Annotated in this window: 17 protein-coding genes and 3 pseudogenes; 11 read left to right on the top strand and 9 right to left on the bottom strand. The window is 68.7% G+C overall.

Annotated features, from left to right (window positions below):
- A pseudogene (locus tag A5624_RS27960) lies at nt 1-212 on the bottom strand (protein translocase subunit SecF); the annotation flags it as partial.
- On the opposite strand from A5624_RS27960, the pseudogene secF reads away from it, so the two are divergent.
- The 4 genes and pseudogenes from secF to A5624_RS02585 all read left to right on the top strand — a co-directional run.
- Nucleotides 181-957, top strand: a pseudogene (gene secF, locus A5624_RS02600) (protein translocase subunit SecF); the annotation flags it as partial. The pseudogenes A5624_RS27960 and secF sit on opposite strands and share 32 nt — an antisense overlap.
- 5 nt (nt 958-962) lie before the next feature.
- The gene (locus A5624_RS02595; RefSeq protein WP_066861054.1) at nt 963-2,672 is read left to right on the top strand and encodes an ABC transporter substrate-binding protein; all 1,710 of its coding nucleotides are present in this window, start codon (nt 963-965) and stop codon (nt 2,670-2,672) included.
- A gap of 7 nt (nt 2,673-2,679) precedes the next feature.
- Nucleotides 2,680-3,204 carry an adenine phosphoribosyltransferase gene (locus A5624_RS02590; RefSeq protein ID WP_066861051.1) on the top strand — a complete coding sequence of 175 codons (525 nt, stop codon included), beginning with the start codon at nt 2,680-2,682 and terminating at the stop codon, nt 3,202-3,204.
- A 43-nt stretch (nt 3,205-3,247) separates the two neighbouring features.
- Nucleotides 3,248-5,626 carry a bifunctional (p)ppGpp synthetase/guanosine-3',5'-bis(diphosphate) 3'-pyrophosphohydrolase gene (locus A5624_RS02585; protein WP_066861064.1) on the top strand — a complete coding sequence of 793 codons (2,379 nt, stop codon included), beginning with the start codon at nt 3,248-3,250 and terminating at the stop codon, nt 5,624-5,626.
- Between the two features lie 3 nt (nt 5,627-5,629).
- On the opposite strand, the gene A5624_RS02580 is transcribed toward A5624_RS02585, so the two are convergent.
- Nucleotides 5,630-7,378: a protein kinase gene (locus tag A5624_RS02580; RefSeq protein WP_066861047.1), complete on the bottom strand. Its 1,749-nt coding sequence runs from the start codon at nt 7,376-7,378 to the stop codon at nt 5,630-5,632.
- Nucleotides 7,379-7,474: 96 nt separating this feature from the next.
- The gene (locus A5624_RS02575; RefSeq protein ID WP_066861044.1) at nt 7,475-8,371 is read right to left on the bottom strand and encodes a peptidylprolyl isomerase; all 897 of its coding nucleotides are present in this window, start codon (nt 8,369-8,371) and stop codon (nt 7,475-7,477) included.
- Between the two features lie 117 nt (nt 8,372-8,488).
- On the opposite strand from A5624_RS02575, the gene A5624_RS02570 reads away from it, so the two are divergent.
- The 3 genes from A5624_RS02570 to A5624_RS02560 are packed head-to-tail and all read left to right on the top strand — an operon-like array spanning nt 8,489 to nt 11,947.
- Nucleotides 8,489-9,157 carry an MBL fold metallo-hydrolase gene (locus A5624_RS02570; protein ID WP_066861041.1) on the top strand — a complete coding sequence of 223 codons (669 nt, stop codon included), beginning with the start codon at nt 8,489-8,491 and terminating at the stop codon, nt 9,155-9,157.
- A gap of 3 nt (nt 9,158-9,160) precedes the next feature.
- Entirely contained in the window at nt 9,161-10,423 is a 1,263-nt protein-coding gene (hisS, locus tag A5624_RS02565; RefSeq protein WP_066861036.1) for a histidine--tRNA ligase, read from the top strand.
- Nucleotides 10,424-10,453: 30 nt separating this feature from the next.
- Nucleotides 10,454-11,947: an HNH endonuclease signature motif containing protein gene (locus A5624_RS02560; protein WP_066861060.1), complete on the top strand. Its 1,494-nt coding sequence runs from the start codon at nt 10,454-10,456 to the stop codon at nt 11,945-11,947.
- A 3-nt stretch (nt 11,948-11,950) separates the two neighbouring features.
- Here the strand turns inward: A5624_RS02560 and A5624_RS02555 are convergent, their stop codons facing one another.
- A complete protein-coding gene (locus A5624_RS02555; protein ID WP_066861033.1) occupies nt 11,951-12,175 on the bottom strand; it encodes a deoxyribodipyrimidine photolyase in 225 nt (74 codons plus the stop codon).
- Nucleotides 12,176-12,256: 81 nt separating this feature from the next.
- Nucleotides 12,257-12,349 (bottom strand): annotated as a pseudogene (locus A5624_RS28845) (polyketide cyclase); the annotation flags it as partial.
- Nucleotides 12,350-12,488: 139 nt separating this feature from the next.
- Between A5624_RS28845 and A5624_RS02550 the strand changes: the two are divergent.
- Nucleotides 12,489-13,517, top strand: a complete 1,029-nt coding sequence (locus tag A5624_RS02550; protein WP_066861029.1) for an Rv2578c family radical SAM protein — start codon at nt 12,489-12,491, stop codon at nt 13,515-13,517.
- Here A5624_RS02550 and A5624_RS02545 read toward each other — a convergent pair.
- Together A5624_RS02545 and A5624_RS02540 are read right to left on the bottom strand one after the other, a co-directional pair.
- Complete coding sequence (locus tag A5624_RS02545) at nt 13,499-15,145, bottom strand: chloride channel protein (protein WP_066861025.1); 1,647 nt, start codon at nt 15,143-15,145, stop codon at nt 13,499-13,501. The genes A5624_RS02550 and A5624_RS02545 overlap by 19 nt on opposite strands.
- A 54-nt stretch (nt 15,146-15,199) precedes the next feature.
- Nucleotides 15,200-16,768: a metallophosphoesterase family protein gene (locus tag A5624_RS02540; protein ID WP_066861057.1), complete on the bottom strand. Its 1,569-nt coding sequence runs from the start codon at nt 16,766-16,768 to the stop codon at nt 15,200-15,202.
- An 89-nt stretch (nt 16,769-16,857) separates the two neighbouring features.
- Between A5624_RS02540 and A5624_RS02535 the strand changes: the two genes are divergently transcribed.
- Nucleotides 16,858-17,292, top strand: a complete 435-nt coding sequence (locus A5624_RS02535) for a hypothetical protein (protein ID WP_066861023.1) — start codon at nt 16,858-16,860, stop codon at nt 17,290-17,292.
- Here the strand turns inward: A5624_RS02535 and A5624_RS02530 are convergent.
- Nucleotides 17,285-17,830 (bottom strand): helix-turn-helix domain-containing protein, encoded by a 546-nt coding sequence (locus tag A5624_RS02530; protein ID WP_066861019.1) that lies wholly within the window; start codon nt 17,828-17,830, stop codon nt 17,285-17,287. The genes A5624_RS02535 and A5624_RS02530 overlap by 8 nt on opposite strands.
- A 47-nt stretch (nt 17,831-17,877) precedes the next feature.
- On the opposite strand from A5624_RS02530, the gene A5624_RS02525 reads away from it, so the two are divergent.
- Together A5624_RS02525 and A5624_RS02520 are read left to right on the top strand one after the other, a co-directional pair.
- A complete protein-coding gene (locus tag A5624_RS02525; protein WP_066861016.1) occupies nt 17,878-18,663 on the top strand; it encodes an aldolase in 786 nt (261 codons plus the stop codon).
- Nucleotides 18,664-18,674: 11 nt separating this feature from the next.
- A complete protein-coding gene (locus tag A5624_RS02520; protein ID WP_066861013.1) occupies nt 18,675-19,550 on the top strand; it encodes a dihydrodipicolinate synthase family protein in 876 nt (291 codons plus the stop codon).
- Here the strand turns inward: A5624_RS02520 and A5624_RS02515 are convergent.
- The coding region (locus tag A5624_RS02515; protein WP_066861010.1) for a neutral zinc metallopeptidase at nt 19,547-20,282 on the bottom strand (736 nt) is incomplete at its 5' end. The genes A5624_RS02520 and A5624_RS02515 overlap by 4 nt on opposite strands.

The following is a 20,282-nucleotide window of genomic DNA, read 5'->3' as shown; positions in this document are numbered from 1 at the left end:
ACGCCGACCAGCACCAAGAACACGGCCAGCGCGATCAGCGCCTTGTCGGTGATCTGGTCACCCCACGTCTCGGAGACCGCCGCGTCGCTGATCGCCTGCTTGCTGGGCTTGCCGTCGGCGCCCTTGGGTCCGAACGCATCGAAGAGGGCGTTGCGCAGCTTGGTCGTCTGATCGTTGGTCAGCGTCTCCGAGACGTGGGGTGACCAGATCACCGACAAGGCGCTGATCGCGCTGGCCGTGTTCTTGGTGCTGGTCGGCGTCTACATCATGGTGCGCTACGAGCGGTACATGGCCATCTCCGCGCTGACGACCATGGTGTTCGACCTCAGCGTCACCGCGGGGGTGTACTCGCTGGTCGGTTTCGAGGTCACGCCCGCCACCGTCATCGGCCTGCTGACGATTCTCGGCTTCTCCCTCTATGACACCGTCATCGTGTTCGACAAGGTCGAGGAGAACACCCACGGCTTCCAGCACACCACCCGGCGCACCTTCGCCGAGCAGGCCAACCTCGCGATCAACCAGACGTTCATGCGGTCCATCAACACCAGCCTGATCAGCGTGCTGCCGGTGCTCGCGCTGATGGTGGTGGCGGTGTGGCTGCTGGGCGTCGGCACGCTGAAGGACCTGGCGCTGGTGCAGCTGGTCGGCATCCTGGTCGGCACGTACTCGTCGATCTTCTTCGCCACGCCGCTGCTGGTCACGCTGCGCGAGCGCACCGAGCTGGTGCGCACCCACACCCGCCGCGTGACGCGGCGGCGCAGCCCCGGCTCGCGCGCGGCGGCCGAGACCGCCGGTGACGACGACGCCGACACCGCCGGGGAAGCGAAAGAAGCGACGACGACGACGGCGGCCGAGCCGGCCAAGCCCGCGCCGAGCAAGCCGGCACCGGGAGCTCGCCCCGTGCGGCCGACCGGGACCCGGCGTCCCACCGGCAAGCGGAACGTCGGCCGGCGGTAGTCACCATGGCCACCAGCTACCGGGGAACTGGGGCCGGTCGTCGTAGCGTGCTGGTCGGCCGCCGGGCCCTGACGGGGTGGATCGGCGCCGGATTGGCGGTGGTGCTGGCGGCGGGTGTCACGCTGACGGCCTGTTCGGGCAGCGCCGCCTCCCAGATCGACTACGTGGTCGACGGCCCGCTGTCCACCTACAACACCAACACCGTCGTCGGCGCCGCATCGGCCGGGGCGCAGGCGTTCGCCCGCACGCTCACCGGGTTCAGCTATCACGGCCCCGACGGGCAGATCGTCGCCGACCGCGACTTCGGCACCGTGTCGGTGGTCGGCGGCACCCCGCTGGTGCTGGACTACCAGATCGCCGACAACGCCGTCTACTCCGACGGCAAGCCGGTGACCTGCGACGACATCGTGCTCGCCTGGGCGGCGCAGTCCGGCAAGTTTCCCGACTTCCACGCCGCCACCCAGGCCGGCTACCTCGACATCGCCAACGTCGAATGCATCCCCGGGCAGAAGAAGGCCCGGGTGTCGTTCATCCCGGACCGCGGCGTCGTCGACTACAACCAGCTGTTCACCGCGACCTCGTTGATGCCGTCGCACGTCATCGCCGACCAACTCAACGTCGACGTGACCGCGGCCCTGCTCAGCAACAACGGGCCGCTGGTGGCCCAGATCGCGAAGCTGTGGAACACCATCTGGGACCTCAAGCCCGGGCTCCAAAAAGACGTGCTCGAAAAGCGTTTCCCGTCGTCGGGGCCGTACAAAATCGAATCCATCCTCGATGGCGGCGCGGTGGTGCTGGTCGCCAACGACCGGTGGTGGGGACCCAAGGCCATCACCAAGCGGGTCACCGTGTGGTCGCAGGGGCCCGACATCCAGGATCGGGTCAACAGCCGCAGCGTCGACGTGGTCGACGTCGCCGCGGGTTCGTCCGGCGCCCTGACCACACCCGATAACTACGAGCGCTCCGATGGCCCGTCGAGCGGCATCGAGCAGCTGATCTTCGCCCCGCAGGGTCCGCTGGCCGCGCCCAAGGCCCGGCGCGCGGTCGCGCTGTGCACGCCGCGCGACTCGCTGGCCAAGGACGCCGGGACGCCGATCGCCAACTCGCGCCTGGATCCGGCGATCGATGACGCCGTGTCGGCCGCCGACGGGGCGGGCGAGGCCGACGCGTTCGCCAAGGCCGATCCGGGCGCAGCGCGCGCCGCGCTGGGCGGTGCGCCGCTGACGGTGCGGATCGGCTACCAGGGACCCAACGCTCGGCTCGCGGTCAACGTCGGCGTCATCACCAAGGCGTGCGCCGCGGCCGGGATCACCGTTACCGGCGTCATCCTGGACAGCTCGGGGCCGCAGGCGCTCAAGGACGGCAAGATCGACGCGCTGCTGGCCAGCACCGGCGGGGCCACCGGCAGCGGGTCGACGGGGTCGTCGGCGCTGGATGCCTACGCGCTGCACACCGGCAACGGCAACAACCTGTCCGGATACAGCAACCCGCAGGTTGACAACGCGATCGGGGCGCTGGCGGTCTCGGCCGACGCCGCCGAGCGCGCCAGGCTGCTGACCGAGACCGCGCCGGTACTGTGGGGCGACATGCCCACCCTGCCGCTGTACCGGCAGCAGCGCACGCTGCTGACCTCGAAGAAGATGTACGCGGTGAGCAAAAACCCGACCCGCTGGGGCGCGGGCTGGAACATGGACCGATGGGCCCTGATCCAGTGAGGCTCCGATGACCAACCCCGCCGGGTTGATCGCGTCGCTGACGCGCAAGGTGGCCGATTTCCCCAAGCCGGGCATCCAGTTCAAGGACCTCACCCCGGTGTTCGCGGACGCGACGGCGATGACCGCGATCACCGGCGCGCTGGCCGAGATCGCTTCGGGCGCCGATCTGGTGGCCGGCATCGAGGCCCGCGGGTTCCTGCTGGCCGCGGCCGTCGCCGAGCGGCTGCAGACCGGCGTGCTGGCCATCCGCAAGGCCGGGAAATTGCCGCCGCCGGTGCACGCCGAGACCTACGACCTGGAGTACGGCAGCGCCACGCTGGAGATTCCCGCCGACGGCCTGGACCTGCGCGGGCGCAACATCGCGATCATCGACGACGTGCTGGCCAGCGGGGGCACCCTGGCCGCTGCGGTCCGGCTGCTCGAGCGCGCCGGGGCGCACGTGACGACGGCCGCGGTGGTCTTCGAACTGAGCGCGCTGTGCGGCCGGGAAGCGGTCGCGCCATTGGCCGTGCACAGCCTGACTTGCGAGTAGCGCTCTCCCATTGGAGATATCCTCGAATTCGGAGGTGACCAACGTGGCGGAGGACAACAGCGCGGCGCAAGCGCTTGACGCGCCCACTAACGTCTCGGAGTCGCCGGCCATCACGCAGCCGATGGAGGTTCCGGAGCCCCCGACGGAGTCCCTGAAAACGTCGAGCAGCGCGTCGCGGCGGGTGCGGGCCAGGCTGGCCCGCCGGATGACCGCCCAGCGCAGCACCCTCAACCCGGTGCTCGAACCGCTGGTGGCGGTGCACCGGGAGATCTACCCGAAGGCCAACGTGTCGCTGCTGCAGCGGGCCTTCGAGGTCGCCGACTCCCGCCACGCCACCCAGTTACGCCATTCCGGGGACCCCTACATCACCCATCCGCTGGCCGTCGCCACCATTCTGGCCGAATTGGGCATGGACACCACGACTTTGGTGGCCGCGCTGTTGCACGACACCGTCGAGGACACCGGATACACCCTGGACGCCTTGAGCGAGGAATTCGGTGAAGAGGTGGGCCATCTGGTCGACGGCGTGACGAAACTGGACCGGGTGGTGCTGGGCAGTGCCGCCGAGGGCGAGACGATCCGCAAGATGATCACCGCGATGGCCCGCGATCCCCGCGTGCTGGTGATCAAGGTGGCCGACCGGCTGCACAACATGCGCACCATGCGGTTCCTGCCGCCGGAGAAGCAGGCGCGCAAGGCCCGCGAGACGCTGGAAGTCATTGCGCCCCTTGCGCATCGGCTCGGGATGGCCAGCGTCAAATGGGAACTGGAAGACCTGTCGTTCGCGATCCTGCACCCCAAGAAGTACGACGAGATCGTGCGGCTGGTCGCCGGGCGTGCGCCGTCGCGCGACACCTATCTGGCCAAGGTCCGCGCCGAGATCGTCAACACGCTGAGCGCGTCGAAGATCAAGGCGACGGTGGAGGGCCGGCCCAAGCACTACTGGTCGATCTACCAGAAGATGATCGTCAAGGGCCGCGACTTCGACGACATCCACGACCTGGTCGGCATCCGCATCCTGTGCGACGAGATCCGCGACTGCTATGCCGCCGTCGGCGTGGTGCACTCGCTGTGGCAGCCGATGGCGGGGCGGTTCAAGGACTACATCGCCCAGCCGAGATACGGGGTGTACCAGTCGTTGCACACCACCGTGGTGGGGCCGGAAGGCAAGCCGCTGGAAGTGCAGATCCGCACCCGCGACATGCACCGGACCGCCGAATACGGCATCGCCGCGCACTGGCGTTACAAGGAAGCCAAGGGGCGCAACGGCGTTCCGCATCCGCACGCCGCCGCGGAGATCGACGACATGGCCTGGATGCGTCAGCTGCTCGACTGGCAACGGGAGGCCGCGGACCCGGGCGAGTTCCTCGAGTCACTGCGTTATGACCTTGCGGTACAAGAGATCTTCGTGTTCACCCCGAAGGGTGACGTGATCACCCTGCCCAACGGCTCCACGCCGGTGGACTTCGCCTACGCGGTGCACACCGAGGTCGGCCACCGCTGCATCGGCGCCCGGGTCAACGGTCGGCTGGTGGCGCTGGAGCGCAAGCTGGAAAACGGGGAAGTCGTCGAGGTTTTCACCTCCAAGGCGGCCAACGCCGGGCCGTCGCGGGACTGGCAGCAATTCGTGGTCTCGCCGCGCGCCAAGGCCAAGATCCGGCAGTGGTTCGCCAAGGAGCGCCGCGAGGAGGCGCTCGAATCCGGCAAGGACGCCATGGCCCGCGAGGTCCGCCGGGGCGGACTTCCGTTGCAGCGCTTGGTCAATGGCGAAACGCTCGCGGCGGTGGCCCGCGAGCTGCACTACACCGACGTCTCCGCGCTCTACACCGCGATCGGTGAGGGCCACGTGTCGGCCCGGCACGTCGTGCAGCGGCTGCTGGCCGAGCTCGGCGGCATCGACCAGGCCGAGGAGGACCTCGCCGAACGCTCCACGCCGACAACGATGTTGCGCCGCCCGCGCAGCAGCGACGACGTCGGCGTCTCGGTGCCCGGTGCGCCGGGTGTGCTGACCAAGCTGGCGAAGTGCTGCACACCGGTGCCCGGCGACCAGATCATGGGGTTCGTCACCCGCGGCGGTGGGGTGAGCGTGCACCGCACCGACTGCACCAACGCCGCCTCGCTGCAGCAGCAGTCCGAGCGGATCATCGAAGTGCATTGGGCGCCTTCGCCGTCGTCGGTGTTTCTGGTGGCCATCCAGGTCGAGGCGCTCGACCGGCACCGGCTGCTCTCGGACGTCACCCGGGTGCTGGCCGACGAGAAGGTCAACATCTTGTCCGCGTCGGTGACCACTTCCGGTGACCGGGTTGCGATCAGCCGCTTCACCTTTGAGATGGGCGACCCCAAGCATCTCGGCCACCTGCTCAACGTCGTGCGCAACGTCGAAGGCGTGTACGACGTCTACCGCGTGACGTCCGCGGCCTAAGCCCTAGCTCAGCCGCACCGAGGTGATCTTCACCGGGTTGGTGGGCGCGCCGCTCTGCCGATTGCCGGCGATACCGGCCCGGGCGATCTTGTCCAGGGTGGCCAGCCCCGCCTGGTCGATGGTGCCCAGCACCGTGCTCTGCGGTTCCATCTCGGAATCCTGGAAGATCAAGGCGAATTGGCTGCCGTTGGTGTTGGGTCCCTCGGTGGCCATGACGATGGTGCCGCGCGGATACACCACCGTCGCGCGCAGCGCGGGGTCGTCGGGCTTGTATTGGTCGGCGGGGTACTCGTCGGCGAATTCGTAACCGGGGCCACCGGATCCGTCCACCTCGGGGCCGCCGCACAACAGCGACCCGCCATCGGGCGAGCTGATCAACCGGGCGCATTGGGTGTTGTCGAAGAATTGCTGCTTGACCAGGCTGATGAAGCTGTTCACCGTGCACGGCGACTCGGAATTGGCGAGCTGGATCGCGATGTCACCGACGTTGGTGGAGATGACGGCGCCGATCTGCGGGGGAGTGGTCGACACCCGGCCCGACGGGGGCGGGTTCACCGGCCGGCTGACCGGATCGGGCACCGACCGGTACTGGCAGTCGGCACCCAGGTCGGGCGGCGGTGCGAACGCCGGCAGCGGCGGCGCCGTCGCCGACGCCGGGCCACTGGAACCGGGGTTGGATCCGGTCCTGCCGGGCGCCCGGGCCCGGGTCTGGGTGGAGGATGCCGCGCTGTCCGCGGAGCCGTGACTCTGGGTCACCAACGCGAAGACCAGCGCCGCCACCGCCGCCAGCGCCAGTGCCGACGCGCCGACGATGCCCACCAGCAAACGCCTGGAATGCGTTGGGCGGCCGGGTGCTTGCCGCGGATCCGGGCTGCCGCCGGGCTGCGGTGGCGGTGCCGGCGGGGCGACGCCGACCGGTCCCGTCGCCGGGCTCGGCAGCGCGGCCCTGGCGGCCTCGGCGAGCTCCATCGCCGTCTGATACCGCTGTTCGGGGTCCTTGACCATGCCCCGGGCGACGACCGCGTCGAAGGCCGCGGGCACCTCGGGCGCGATCGCCGACGGTCGCGGCGGCGGGGCGTTCAGGTGCGCGTTGAGCTGTTCTTCGAGGCTGTCGCCCGCGAATGGGCGCTTGCCGGTCAGGCACTCGTGCAGCACGCAGGCCAACGAGTAGACGTCGGCACGATGATCGGTTTTGCCCTTGAAGCGCTCGGGCGCCATGTAGGCGACGGTGCCCATCGTGGCGCCGGTCTGCGTGAGCTGAGTATCGGCCTCCGCGCGGGCAAGGCCGAAGTCGATCAGGTAGACGAAGTTGCGCGCGGTGGTGATCAAGATGTTCATCGGCTTGATGTCGCGGTGGATCAAGCCCGCCTGTCGCGCGCTATCCAGCGCTGCCGCAACCTGTTCGATGACCGCTACCGTCTGCTCCGGGCTGAGCCGGCCGCCGCTTTCGGCGATGTAGTGCGACAGGTCGCGGCCCTCGATCAGTCGCATGTCGACGTAGAGCCGGCCGTCGATTTCGCCGTAGCCGTGAATCGGCACCACGTGCGGGTCGGTGAGGCCGGCCGCGATGCGGGCCTCACGGCGGAAACGCTGCTGGAAGTCCTGATCCTCGGCCAGATGCGGCGGGAGCACTTTGAGCGCCACCACCCGGTCTGTGGTCGCGTCGTAGGCCCGGTAGACCCGGCCCATGCCGCCGCGTCCCAACAGGTCCAGTATTCGGTAATGGCCGAATGTGTCCGGATCCAGATTCACCCAACGACCATAAGCCGTCGGCGGTGCACGTCGGGCGAATCCCGCCGATCAGAGGGCGTTTCGCGCCCGGCGCACGCGCCGCGCTTGCGATCGGCGCTAGTCGAGCAGCAGCGAGGTGATGGTCACCTCGGTCGCGGGGGCGCCGTCTTCACCGCCGCCGGCGACGCCGGCCTTGGCGATCTTGTCCAATGTGGCCAGGCCGTCGGGCTGGATGGTGCCGAACACGGTGTATTGCGGCGGCAGCTGGGAGTCCTTGTATACCAGGAAGAATTGGCTGCCGTTGGTGCCGGGCCCGGCGTTGGCCATGGCCAGCGTGCCGCGCGGATAGAGGACGGGCTCCTGCGCCTTGGGGTCGTTCGGCGGGTACTGGTCGGTCGGGTACTCGTTGGCGAATTGATAGCCCGGACCGCCGGTGCCCTCGCCCTTGGGGTCGCCGCACTGCAGCACGCCCAGGCCCTGGGAGGTGGTCAACCGGTGGCATTTGGTGTTGTCGAAGTATTTCTGGCCGATCAGGCTCGCGAAACTGTTGACCGTGCAGGGTGATTCGTTGTTCGCCAGCATCAGGCCGATGTGGCCCTGATTGGTCACCATGCTGGCGCTCACCTGGGCCGGATCGGTCGGCACCTTGCCGGTTCGCGGCGGCTTGACCTGCTTGGCGGCCGGCTCGGGGGAGGCCGGGTACTGACAGTTGGCGCCCAGGTCGGCCGACGGCTTGAACGGCGGCAGCGGCGCGGCGTTCGGGGTCGGCCCCGCGGGGGTCGTGGACTCCGGTGAGCTGGTGCTGCTGGTGGTCGTTGACGCCGCGGTGTTGCTCTTGTGGTCGTGCTTGGTGTTGACGATCGTGATCACCACCGCCACGATCACGGCCACGGCGACGATCGAGGCGGCCGCGATCAGCACGATCCGGCGCGTCTTGGCTTGCTTCGCGCGCCTCTCCAGCTGCCGTTCGAGCTTGCGTTTGGCGTTGGCGCGTCGCTGTTCGTTGGTCGGCACGGCCGCTATGCCTCCATGCTGGTGAAGTCGGAGTCCCGTAGACGGGTGAGGTGCCAGCTCAGGCTAATGTGGGCGCCGCGACTCGTGTCAAGTGGGGCCCGTGGGAAACTGGGAAGCGTGTTGATCACCGGATTCCCCGCCGGCATGTTGCAGTGCAACTGCTACGTGGTGGCCGAACGGCCTGGGACGGACGCCGTCATCGTGGATCCGGGACAGCGGGTGATGGGCGCGCTGCGCAACATCCTGGACAAGAACCGGTTGACGCCGGCCGCGGTGCTGCTCACCCACGGCCACATCGACCACATGTGGTCGGCGCAGAAGGTGTCCGACACCTACGGTTGCCCGACCTACATCCATCCCGAGGACAGGTTCATGCTCACCGACCCGATCTACGGCCTGGGCCCGCGCCTGGCGCAGATGGTCGCGGGCGCGTTCTGGCGGGAGCCCAAGCAGGTCGTCGAGTTGGACCGCGACGGCGACAAGCTGGACCTGGGCAGCGTGACCGTCAACGTCGACCACACGCCCGGGCACACCCGGGGATCGGTGATCTTTCGGGTCGACGGGGGGACGAAGGACGGGAAAGACTTGGTGTTCACCGGTGACACACTCTTCGAGCGCGCGGTGGGGCGCACCGACCTGTTCGGCGGCAGCGGCCGCGACCTGCTGACCTCGATCGTCGACAAGCTGCTGGTGCTCGATGACGACACCGTGGTGCTGCCCGGGCACGGCAACTCCACCACCATCGGCGCCGAGCGCCGCCTCAACCCGTTCCTCGAAGGCCTGTAGCCCGTGCCGGAGTTCGCTGCGCCCAAGGGCGTGCCCGACTATGTCCCGCCGGACTCGGCGCAATTCGTCGCGGTGCGCGACGGCCTGCTGGGTGCCGCCCGCCGGGCCGGCTACGGCGATATCGAGCTGCCCATCTTCGAGGACACGGCGCTGTTCGCCCGCGGCGTCGGTGAATCCACCGACGTGGTGTCCAAGGAGATGTACACGTTCGCCGACCGCGGCGACCGCTCGGTGACGCTGCGGCCCGAGGGCACCGCCGGGGTGGTGCGTGCGGTCATCGAGCACGGGCTGGACCGCGGCGCGCTGCCGGTCAAACTCTGTTACGCGGGGCCGTTTTTCCGCTACGAGCGTCCGCAGGCCGGCCGCTATCGCCAGCTGCAGCAGGTCGGAGTGGAGGCGATCGGCGTCGACGACCCGGCCCTGGACGCCGAGGTGATCGCCATTGCCGACGCCGGTTTCCGTTCGCTCGGGCTCGACGGCTTCCGCCTGGAGATCACCTCGCTGGGCGATGACAGCTGCCGCCCGCAGTACCGGGAACTGTTGCAGGAGTTCCTCTTTGGTCTCGACCTGGACGAGGAGACCCGGCGCCGGGCGCAGCTCAATCCGCTGCGGGTGCTCGACGACAAGCGGCCGGAGGTGCGCGCCATGACGGCCGCAGCGCCGGTGCTGCTCGATCACCTGTCCGACGCGGCCAAGCAGCACTTCGACACCGTGCTGGCGCATCTGGACGCGATGGGCGTGCCTTACGTCATCAACCCGCGCATGGTCCGCGGGCTGGACTACTACACCAAGACGACCTTCGAGTTCGTGCACGACGGACTGGGCGCGCAGTCCGGCATCGGTGGTGGTGGTCGCTACGACGGCCTGATGCGCCAGTTGGGCGGACAAGACCTGTCCGGCATCGGGTTTGGGCTCGGTGTGGACCGCACGCTGCTGGCGCTGCGCGCCGAGGGCAAAAGTGCGGGGGAGGCCGCGCGCTGCGAGGTGTTCGGCGTGCCGCTGAGCGAGCAGGCCAAGTTGCGCCTGGCGGTGCTGGCCGCGCAGTTGCGCGGCGGCGGTGTGCGCGTCGACATGGCCTACGGCGACCGCGGACTCAAGGGCGCGATGCGCGCGGCCGACCGCTCGGGCGCCCGGATCGCGTTGGTCCTCGGCGACCGCGATCTCGAGTCCGGCACGGTCGGGGTGAAGGATCTCGGGACCGGGGAGCAGGTCCCCGTCACGCTGGATTCCGTTGTCGACGAGGTGCTCGGGCGGCTCAGCCGCTAACTTGTCGCCCGCGCTGCTATGATCGAACACATGTTCGAAGAGGTGCGGGCGCGGTTCGATGAGCGGTTCGAGCGGCGTTATCCGTCGGCGACGCCGGTGTCGGTGGGGCTGCTGGAGCGGATCGGGGCGGCCGCGCGGGCGGAGAATCGGGCGGCGGCGGCGCTGTTGGTGGCGATTGGTGAGTTGTTCGCCTATCGGTTGTCGCGGTGTGCCGAGACCGAGGAGTGGGCGATCGACACCGAGGCGGCGGTGGGTGCGGAGGTGGCCGCCGAGCTGCGGATCAGTCAGGGGTTGGCCGCGAGCCGGGTGCGGTACGCGCGGGCGATGCGCGAGCGGTTGCCGAAGGTGGGTGCGGCCTTCAGAGCCGGCGACATCGGCTACCTGATGTTTCAGACGATCGTGTTCCGCACCGATTTGATCACCGACCCGCAGGTGCTGGCGGCGGTGGACGCCGAGTTGGCGGCCACCGTGGCCAGGTGGCCGTCACTGAGCCAGGGCCGGCTGGCCGCGCAGGTGGACAAGGTGGTGGCTCGCGCTGATGCGGATGCGGTGCGGCGGCGCAAGGAGCGCGCGGCCGGGCGTGAGGTGTGGGTCGCTGAGATGGGGGAGGGGTTGGCGCATCTGGAGGGCACCCTGCTGGCCCCGGACGCGCATGCGCTGGACCGGCGGTTGACTGCGTTGGCGGCCACGGTGTGTGAGCACGATCCGCGCACCCGCGCGCAGCGCCGCGCTGATGCGCTGGGAGCGCTGGCGGGCGGGGCGGACCGGCTGGGCTGTCGCTGCGGGCGCGCCGACTGTGTGGCCGGCAAGCGACCCGCCGGGCCGGTGGTGATTCATGTGGTCGCCGAGCGGGCCGCGCTGGATGGTTGCGGTTCGGCGCCGGCCTGCGAGCTGGGGGCCGAGGGCCTGATCTCACCGGAGCTGGTCGCCGAGCTGGCCGGCTCGGCCACGCTGGTGCCGCTGGTTCATCCCGGTGATGCGCCGCCGGAGCCGGGTTATGTGCCGTCCAAGGCGCTGGCCGATTTTGTGCGGTGCCGGGATTTGACGTGTCGTTGGCCTGGCTGTGATCAGCCCGCGGTGAACTGCGACCTCGACCATACGATCCCGTACGCCGACGGCGGGCCGACGCACGCGTCGAACCTCAAATGTTATTGCCGCGCCCATCATTTGGTGAAAACTTTTTGGGGCTGGCAGGAACAGCAGCTGCCCGACGGCACCCTGATCCTGACGTCGCCGGCCGGACGCACCTACGTCACCACCCCGGGCAGCGCACTGCTGTTCCCGAGCTTGTGCCGGGGCGTCGGCGCGATCCCCGCCGCCGAGGCCGACGTGGCGCCCGATTACTGCGGCGACCGCACGGCGATGATGCCCAAACGCCGCCGCACCCGGGCACAGAACCGCGCCCAGCGCGTGGCCACCGAACGCCATCACAACCGCATGGCGCGTGCGCTCGAAAAGCCTTCTCACACTTGGGCTTCCGCGTCGACCCACGCCGTCGGCGACGGGGAACCGCCGCCCTTCTAAGCGTTATTTTTTGCTGGGAATAATGATGACGACAATCAATGTCAGGATCGAGAAGAACAGTCCAAGAATTCCCCAGCCCAGCGGATTGCGGCCCTTCATCATGGCGATGACTCCGCAGATTATTGCGGCGATAATGCTGCCGATAGCGACGAAAATTCCCTTGATGCCACGGAGGATAAAGCCGGCCGCGACCGGGTCCGAACTTGCCAGAATCACCTGGTGCAACATGACAGGTCCTTTCGTGAGGGGCCCTGGAATAATACCCGCGTAAATGTCACGCAAAACCGAAACTCGATTCTCCGCACCGCGTTAACCGCCCGGATAACCGCGGCGCACCGTGCGGTCGAGAATTCCCAAAGTCGCGCGCAATGCACCCTCGGACAAAACGGGGAAAATGCCAGCCATGTGAACGACGAACTTATCGCCCACACCGCACCGCATCGCCGTCGGTGCCTTGAAGCGTAGGGGCGATACGGTCGCTGCTCACTGTACGACGGTCCCGTGCTTGACTCGATCTCGAACTAATGTTCGAATGGTTGATATGCGGTGGGCGAATCAGGCCGTCGCGGTCAACGGGACACCGGTCGAGGATGGGGCGCTGCCGGGGCTGCAGCGCATGGGCTTCCTGCGCAGCGTGCGCTCGCCGCAGTTCGACGGCATCACCTTCCACGAGGTGGTGTGCAAGTCCGCGCTCAACAAGGTGCCGAACGCGTCGGCGCTGCCGTTTCGCTACACCGTCAACGGCTATCGCGGTTGCTCGCACGCCTGCCGGTACTGTTTCGCCCGGCCCACCCACGAATACCTGGAGCTGGACTGCGGCAACGACTTCGACACCCAGGTCGTCGTCAAGACCAACGTGGTTGAGGTGCTGCGTCGCGAGCTGCGCCGGCCGTCCTGGCAGCGCGAGACCGTCGCCCTGGGCACCAACACCGACCCGTACCAGCGGGCCGAGGGACGCTACGCGCTGATGCCGGGCATCATCGGCGCGCTGGCCGAATCCGGCACGCCGCTGTCGATCCTGACCAAGGGCACGCTGCTACGGCGCGACCTGCCGCTGATCACCCAGGCCGCGGCGCAGGTTCCGGTCTCGGTGGCGGTGTCGCTGGCCATCGGCGACCCAGAGCTACACAAGGACGTCGAGCCCGGCACGCCCACCCCCCAGGCCCGGCTCGGTCTGATCAGCGCTATCCGGGGCGCCGGGCTGGACTGTCATGTGATGGTCGCGCCGGTGCTGCCGCACCTCACCGATTCCGCCGAGCACCTCGACGGGCTGCTCGGCCAGATCGCGGCGGCCGGCGCCACCAGCGTCACCGTGTTCGGCCTGCACCTGCGCGGCTCGACCCGGGGATGGTTCATGGCGTGGTTGGCCCGCTCGCATCCCGACCTGGTCGGCCGTTACCGCGAGCTGTACCGGCGCGGTGCCTACCTGCCCCAGGACTATCGCGAAACGCTGCGGCGGCGGGCCGCGCCGTTGATCGCCAAGCATGGGCTGGCTGGCGACCATCGCCCGTTCGCCCGGGCCGCCTCGGCGGCGCCCGCACCGAAACCGATTCAGCCGACGTTGTTTTGAGCTTCGGGATCGGCGTTTCGTAGCGCCCGTCTGCGGGGGAACGCGACGAAATGCCTTGTGCGCTCGGTGTCTTCGGTGATGTCGTGCAGGCGGGCGGTGAGCAGATCCCGCAGCAGCAGGTGACCTTGTTCCGCGCCGTCCGGTGACAGGACGCGCAGCGCGTGGCCGCCCGATTCGGCGAGGACGTTGGCGGCATGCCGCAGGGTGTCGCGGGTGCTGACGCTGCCGCCGGTGGGCACCGGCGACGGCTCGGGATGCATGACGTCGGCCACGAAGAACGCTTCCAGCGGATCGGTGGTGTAGTCGCGGGTCAGGTGCAGGCCGCGCCGGGCGATCTTCTCGGTCAGCACCGATCGGTCGAGCATCAACACCGACGCCGCGTAGGCCGTGGTCGAGGCCACGATCAGGGGAAGCAGCGCGGGCCAGGCATGGGTGAGTTCGAGGGTGAACACGACGCCGGTCAGCGGCGAGCGCATGACGCCGCCCACCACGGCGGCCAGCCCGAGAATCGCCCAGAACCCCGGGAACACGTTCGGCAGGCCCTGGCCCACCAGGGCTCCCAGCGCGCCGCCGATCATGAACACCGGCGCGAGCACACCGCCCGAGGTGCCCGAACCCAACGACAGCGACCAGATGGCGGTCTTCACGACGAGGATGCCGACGATCAACGACAGGGTGGCGTGGCCGGTGAGCAGCGCGTCGATCACGTCGTAGCCGACGCCGAGCGCCCGCGGCTCGATCAGCCCGCCCGCGCCGATCACCAGCCCGCCGATCGCCGGCCACCACATCCAGTGGATCGGCAGGCGCGCGAAGGCGTCCTCGGCCAGGTACACCAACCGCGTCGCGGCGATGGCGACCACCGCGCCGCACGTCCCGATGAGGAGCGCCAGCAGGTCGATCTTCGGTTCGACGCGACTCAGGTGCCCGACGTCGACCGGGAAGACCGGGTTGCCGCCGAGAATGAACTGGCGCACGACGGTCGCGACGACGACGGCCGCCGTCACCGGAATCAGGCTGCGGGGCCGCCATTCGAACAGCAACAGCTCGACCGCGAGCAGGATGGACGCCAGCGGCGAATTGAACGTGGCCGCCATTCCCCCGGCGGCCCCCGACACCAGCAGGATCTTGCGCTCGTCGGCGGTCAGATGCAGGTGTTGGGCCAGGATCGACCCCAGCGCCCCGCCGGTCATGATGATCGGCCCCTCGGCGCCGAACGGGCCGCCGGTGCCGATGCTGATCGCCGCCGAAACCGGCTTGAGGATAGCGACTTTCGGCTCGACGCGGCTGCCCTGGGTGAGAATCGCCTCGATCGCTTCCGGCATGCCGTGACCGCGGATCTTCTCCGAGCCCAGCCGGGCCATGACGCCGACCACCAGACCGCCGGCGACGGGGGCGCCCAGCAACAACCACCACGGATGGGGGTGCGATCCCGGTGCCACCAGGTCGACCGCCCAGCGCTGGTAGAAGACGAGGTTGGTGACCAACCCGATCAACCGGAGCAGGCACCACGCCGCCCCCGCGGCGAGCGCTCCGATCGGCACGGCGAGCGCCGCGGTCAGCAGCATGCGCCGATCGACCACGAAGTCCGCCAAGCGTCCCCCCATGGACGGACCGGGCGATTCAGCCATTTTTGAAGTATTTCACAGGGATAAAATCCGCCGCGGTCACGTTGCTGGGACGGGCTAGCGGGCCCTGTCGCCGCGCGGCTTGGTGAGAGTGAACTGGTCGATGACGGCGACTTCGCCGAACGGGCCCCGCAGCGCGTAGTGCGTCGCCTTGATCGACGTGTTGCCACCGGGTTGGCCTGGGTCGACCTCGAAAGCCGCGAAACCGTAGGGGTTCTCGCGATCGCGGAACGCCGACCACGGCGCGTCCTCGATGACGTAGATGGGCGCCTTGCGGCGCAGCGCGGGATCGAAGGCGCCCACTCCGGTGACCACTCGGCACCGCGGCTCCGGGAAGAACATTGCGTTGCTCGGGGCCGACGTGCCGCCGCCACCGATGACGAGGTGCACCGTTCCCCGGCTGGCATCGATCAGATCGTTTTGCGTGTCGACGGGTATCGGGGTGCGGGTGTCGGTGCCCAGCGCGCCGCGCAACGGATGCGAGCGTTCGTAGTGGTGTTCGTGGCCGCACACCACCAGATCGACCTGGTACTGGTCGAACAGCGGCAGCCATTCGGTGCGGATGCCCAGGTCGGCGCCGTTGGTCTTGTCGGCGGTCGAGATCGCGGTCTGGTGCATGCACACCACGATCCAGTCGACGTCCGGATCGCGCCGGGCCGCGGCGAGTTCGTCTGCAAGCCAACGCTTTTGCTCACCACCGGAGTAGCCGTGCACGTAGAAGTTGCCGCCGTCCTGGAAGGCGACGTCGTCGTTGCTCAGGCTGATCACCCGCACCGAACCGGCGGTGAACGAGTACCACATGCCACGGGTTTCGGGGCTCGACCCGGAATCGGGCACCGCGAAGTAGGTCTGATAGGCGCCGTAACCGATTGGCCCGTTGCCCAATTCGTTCTCGTGATTGCCCGCCGCCGGCATCCAGGGCCGGTAGCGCGCCGAGCGGGTGTTGTTCTCGAACCAGTTCGACCAGGTGCGCACCCGATCCCGGGCCAGGTTGGCGTAACACAGGTCGCCGTTGATCAGATTGAACAGCGGGCCCGCCCGTTCGATCGCCATGGTGGTGTCGGCGGCGGCCGGCGAGCCGATGTTGTCGGTGGCGTAGCTGCCGTCGGGCATCTTGGCCAGCGCCGGAGTGGACTGATCACCGAAGCTGGTGAACAGCAACGGATTTCGGCCCATCGGCGCCGTACGGACGGTGCCCTGCTCCGGTTCCGCGCCGTCGTGCAGCGCGGCGTACACGTAGTCGGTGTCCGGCGTGAGGTCGGTCAGCCGGGCATGGTTGACGCGAACTTCGGTGCCGGACTTCGCGTCCCGGTAGGTGCGGGTTTCGGCGGCCGCCGTGCTGCCGAAGCCCGACGTCGGTGTTCCGAGCAGGACGCGCGGATTGCGGACCGCGTCGGTGGTGTGCCAGGACACCACCACTTCGGTGCCGGCGTTCTTGCCGAACTGCAGGTGCAGCCCAGCGACAGGTGGTGCGCCATGTCGATCGGGCTGCAACCAGGCGGTCGGGCCCTGCGGACGGGACCACAGCAGCGTGGCGCCACCCCCCAGGCCCACGCCGAGGGCGGCCGAGACCGCGCCGGTGGTCAGCAACCGGCGGCGGGTCACCGCAGTGGGGTCTTCGCGCATGCTTGCTTCATACCGGAGCCGGGCGACCAGGGGCACAGCTGCGGCGTAAACATCGAACCGTCGCTAACGAATCCGGTAGCGTTTTCGATATGACGAACGTGCACAGGACAGCGAGCGCGATCTCAGCGACAATTCTGGCAGCGGCCGCGGGGGCGGTACTCACGTCGGCGACCAGCTATGCGGACCCGGCCGGTCACCAGGTGACCTACACGGTGACGAGCCCCAACAACGTGACCGCCAACGTCTCCTACGTGAACGCCGATCCGCCCAGCCAGGCGGCCTTCAACGCGGACCCGTCGAAGTTCTCCACCAGCGTGCAGGCCCCGCTCAGCGCCGGCGCGCCGGTCACCTACACCGCCACGCTGGCAAACCCGAATCAGTTCGCGAGCATCACCGCCAGCGGCATGCTGCACTGGCCGGATTCGGGCAACGGCCCGGCCCAGTTCCACTGCGAAATCGCCGTGGACGGTCAGGTGGTGGTCCAGCAGGACGCGACCACCACCGTCACCTGCCGGCTCAGCTAGTCGGGACCAGGGCCGGTGCGCTCCCGGGCTCGGCGTGCGCAACGACGACGACCTCGGCGCTCTCGGCGCCGACCGCCCGGATCTTGTGGCTGACCGACGCGTCGAAGTAGGCGCTGTCGCCCGGCCATAACGTGAACGTCTGGTCCCCGTAGTCGAGTTCGACCGTGCCGGCGTGCACGAACATGAATTCCTGGCCCGCATGCTCGGGATGGGGATCCTCGGCCAGCTGCTCGGTCGGGCGAACCACGAACGGCGACATCGACTTTCCCAATAGTGACGGCGCCAGCACCCGATAGCGGCCGCCGTCGCCGTCGCCGGCCCGGTCCACGGTGATCTTTTCCTGAGCGGCCCCGGCGGAGAACAGCCGCCCGACGTCGACCTCGAGCGCCCGGGCGACCTTGAGGGCCACCGCGATCGAGGGAGTGCTCTGGCCCCGTTCGATCTTGGACAGGTAGCTCTTGGTCAGGCCCGTCTGCCGGGCGAGTTGCTCGAGGGTGAGGCCGCGCTGTCTGCGGACGGGGCGCAGCAGTGCCGTCACGGGGCCTCCTATGACACAAAGTTTCCTAAGCTGCTACATTGTGTCACATGGGCAGCACGTTCACCGAATCGAAATCCGAGTTGATGCGCCGGGCTGCCGAGCAGTTGACGGCGAACGTCGCCGATTCGCAGTTGACCACGCGTCAGAAGCTGGCGTTGACCTGTCGGGCGCTCTTTGACGCCGGGCACGACTCGGGGCTGGCCGGACAGATCACCGCCCGCGCCGAGGCGGCGGGCACCTACTACACCCAGCGGCTCGGCCTGGGGTTCGACGAGATCACCGACGCCAACCTGCTGCTGGTCGACGAGGACCTCAACGTCCTCGACGGCGATGGAATTGCCAACCCCGCCAACCGTTTTCACAGCTGGATCTATCGCGCCCGGCCCGACGTCAACTGCATCGTGCACACCCACGCGTTCCACGTCGCGGCGTTGTCGATGCTGGAAGTTCCCCTGATCGTCTCCCACATGGACACCACCCCGCTCTACGGCGACTGTGCGTTCCTGCCCAAGTGGCCGGGGGTGCCGGTCGGCAATGAAGAGGGCGAGATCATCACCGCCGCCCTCGGGGACAAGAAGGCCGTCCTGCTGGCGCATCACGGCCACGTCATCGCGGGGGCCAGCGTCGAGGAGGCTTGCTCGCTGGGGATCCTCATCGAGCGCGCCGCCAAACTGCAGCTGGCCGCGATGGCCGCCGGCACCGTCCAGGAGCTGCCCGCAGAACTGGCCCGCGAGGCCCATGACTGGACGCTGTCGCCGCAGCGCAGCCGCGCCAACTTCGCCTACTACGCCCGCCGGGCCCTGGCCCGGCATCCCGACGTGTTGACCAGCTAAGGAGCCGCCCCGTGACCGAGCCCAAGATCCACGGCATCATCGCCTACCTGGTTACGCCGTTCGGCGACAACGGGATTGACACCGAACGGCTGGTCGCGCTGGTCGAGCGGCTGGTGTCCGCCGATGTGCACGCGATCGCGCCGCTGGGCAGCACCGGCGAACTGGCGTACCTCGAGGAACCCGAGTTCGACGCCGTCGTCGACACCACCATCGCGAGTGTCGCCGGGCGGGTCCCGGTGATCGTCGGCGTGTCGGATGTGACCACCGCCAAGACGATTCGGCGCGCCAGCTACGCGCAGCGGGCCGGGGCGGACGCGGTGATGATCCTGCCGGTGTCCTACTGGAAGCTCACCGAGCGGGAGATCTTCCAGCACTACCGCAGCATCAGCGACGCCATCTCGATCCCCATCATGGCCTACAACAACCCCGCCACCAGCGGTGTCGACATGCCGCCCGAGTTGCTGGTGCGGATGTTCGAGGGCATCGACAACGTCACGATGGTCAAGGAATCCACCGGCGACCTGACCCGGATGCACCGCATCGCCGAACTGTCCGGCAACCGGCTGCCCTTCTACAACGGCAGCAACCCGCTGGTGCTCGACGCCCTGAAGGCCGGCGCGTCCGGATGGTGCACGGCCGCACCGAATCTGCGGCCACAACCCTGCATCGACCTGTACGAGGCGGTGCGCGCACAAGACCTCGACACCGCGCAGAAGCTCTACGACGATCTCCAGCCGTTGCTCACCTACATCGTCGCCGGCGGGTTGGCCACCACCGTCAAGGCCGGCCTGGAGCTGCTCGGCTTCGGAGTCGGCGACCCGCGCGCGCCGCTGCTGCCGCTCGACGAACAGGGCCGCGCCGAGCTGCGGCGCCTGCTGGACGTTTAACCCAGATCCGGCGCGGAGAAGGTGTCGCACTTCTTCGGGTCGCCGGTCTGGTAGCCGATGGTGAACCACTTCTGCCGCTGCTCGGACGAACCGTGCGTCCAGGACTCGGGGTTGACCCGGCCGGTGGATTCCTTCTGGATCCGGTCATCGCCCACCGACGCCGCGGCCGACAGCGCATCCGCAATGTCCTTGTCGCTCAACGGCTCCAGGTAGGGCACGCCGGTGCTCTCCTGCTTGACCGTGGAGGCGTAGTGCGCCCAGATCCCGGCGTAGCAGTCGGCCTGGAGCTCGGTGCGCACGCCGTTGCCCCCGGCGCCCTGCGCGCCCTGCTGCGAGCGGCCGAGCAGACCCTGCAGCTGCTGCACGTGGTGGCCGTATTCGTGGGCGACCACATACTCCTGGGCGAACGGCCCACCGCTGGAACCGAATCTGTCGACGAGCTCCTGGAAGAAGTCGGTGTCGAAGTACGCCGTCTGGTCGACCGGGCAGTAGAACGGTCCGACCGCGGTGGTGGCCGCCCCGCAGCCGGTGCTCACCCGGCCGGTGAACAGCCGGACATGCGGACGCGTGTAACCCGGCAGCAGCTGATGCCACACCGCGTCCACCGAGTTGCCGGTGGCGACCACCCGGCACTGCACGTACTTATTGGCGTCGGCGCCGGTCTTGCACTGGCTCAGGTCGAATCCGGGCGCCGAGTACCCGCCGGTGTTGGTCTGCGGGGAGTTCATGACG

The sequence above is a fragment of the Mycobacterium sp. 1482292.6 genome (assembly GCF_001672995.1).
Taxonomy (GTDB): domain Bacteria; phylum Actinomycetota; class Actinomycetes; order Mycobacteriales; family Mycobacteriaceae; genus Mycobacterium; species Mycobacterium europaeum_A.
The sequence above is the reverse complement of the archived record's forward strand: the minus strand, read 5'-3'. Positions and strand labels throughout refer to the sequence as shown.

What these genes read in the sequence shown, in the direction of transcription:
- A5624_RS02595 (WP_066861054.1), top strand. Translation starts at nt 963, where the DNA reads ATGGCCACCAGCTACCGGGGAACTGGGGCCGGTCGTCGTAGCGTGCTG.
- A5624_RS02545 (WP_066861025.1), bottom strand. Translation starts at nt 15,145, where the DNA reads ATGGCTGAATCGCCCGGTCCGTCCATGGGGGGACGCTTGGCGGACTTC.
- A5624_RS02540 (WP_066861057.1), bottom strand. Translation starts at nt 16,768, where the DNA reads ATGCGCGAAGACCCCACTGCGGTGACCCGCCGCCGGTTGCTGACCACC.
- A5624_RS02550 (WP_066861029.1), top strand. Translation starts at nt 12,489, where the DNA reads ATGCGGTGGGCGAATCAGGCCGTCGCGGTCAACGGGACACCGGTCGAG.
- A5624_RS02535 (WP_066861023.1), top strand. Translation starts at nt 16,858, where the DNA reads ATGACGAACGTGCACAGGACAGCGAGCGCGATCTCAGCGACAATTCTG.
- A5624_RS02555 (WP_066861033.1), bottom strand. Translation starts at nt 12,175, where the DNA reads ATGTTGCACCAGGTGATTCTGGCAAGTTCGGACCCGGTCGCGGCCGGC.
- A5624_RS02525 (WP_066861016.1), top strand. Translation starts at nt 17,878, where the DNA reads ATGGGCAGCACGTTCACCGAATCGAAATCCGAGTTGATGCGCCGGGCT.
- A5624_RS02560 (WP_066861060.1), top strand. Translation starts at nt 10,454, where the DNA reads ATGTTCGAAGAGGTGCGGGCGCGGTTCGATGAGCGGTTCGAGCGGCGT.
- A5624_RS02590 (WP_066861051.1), top strand. Translation starts at nt 2,680, where the DNA reads ATGACCAACCCCGCCGGGTTGATCGCGTCGCTGACGCGCAAGGTGGCC.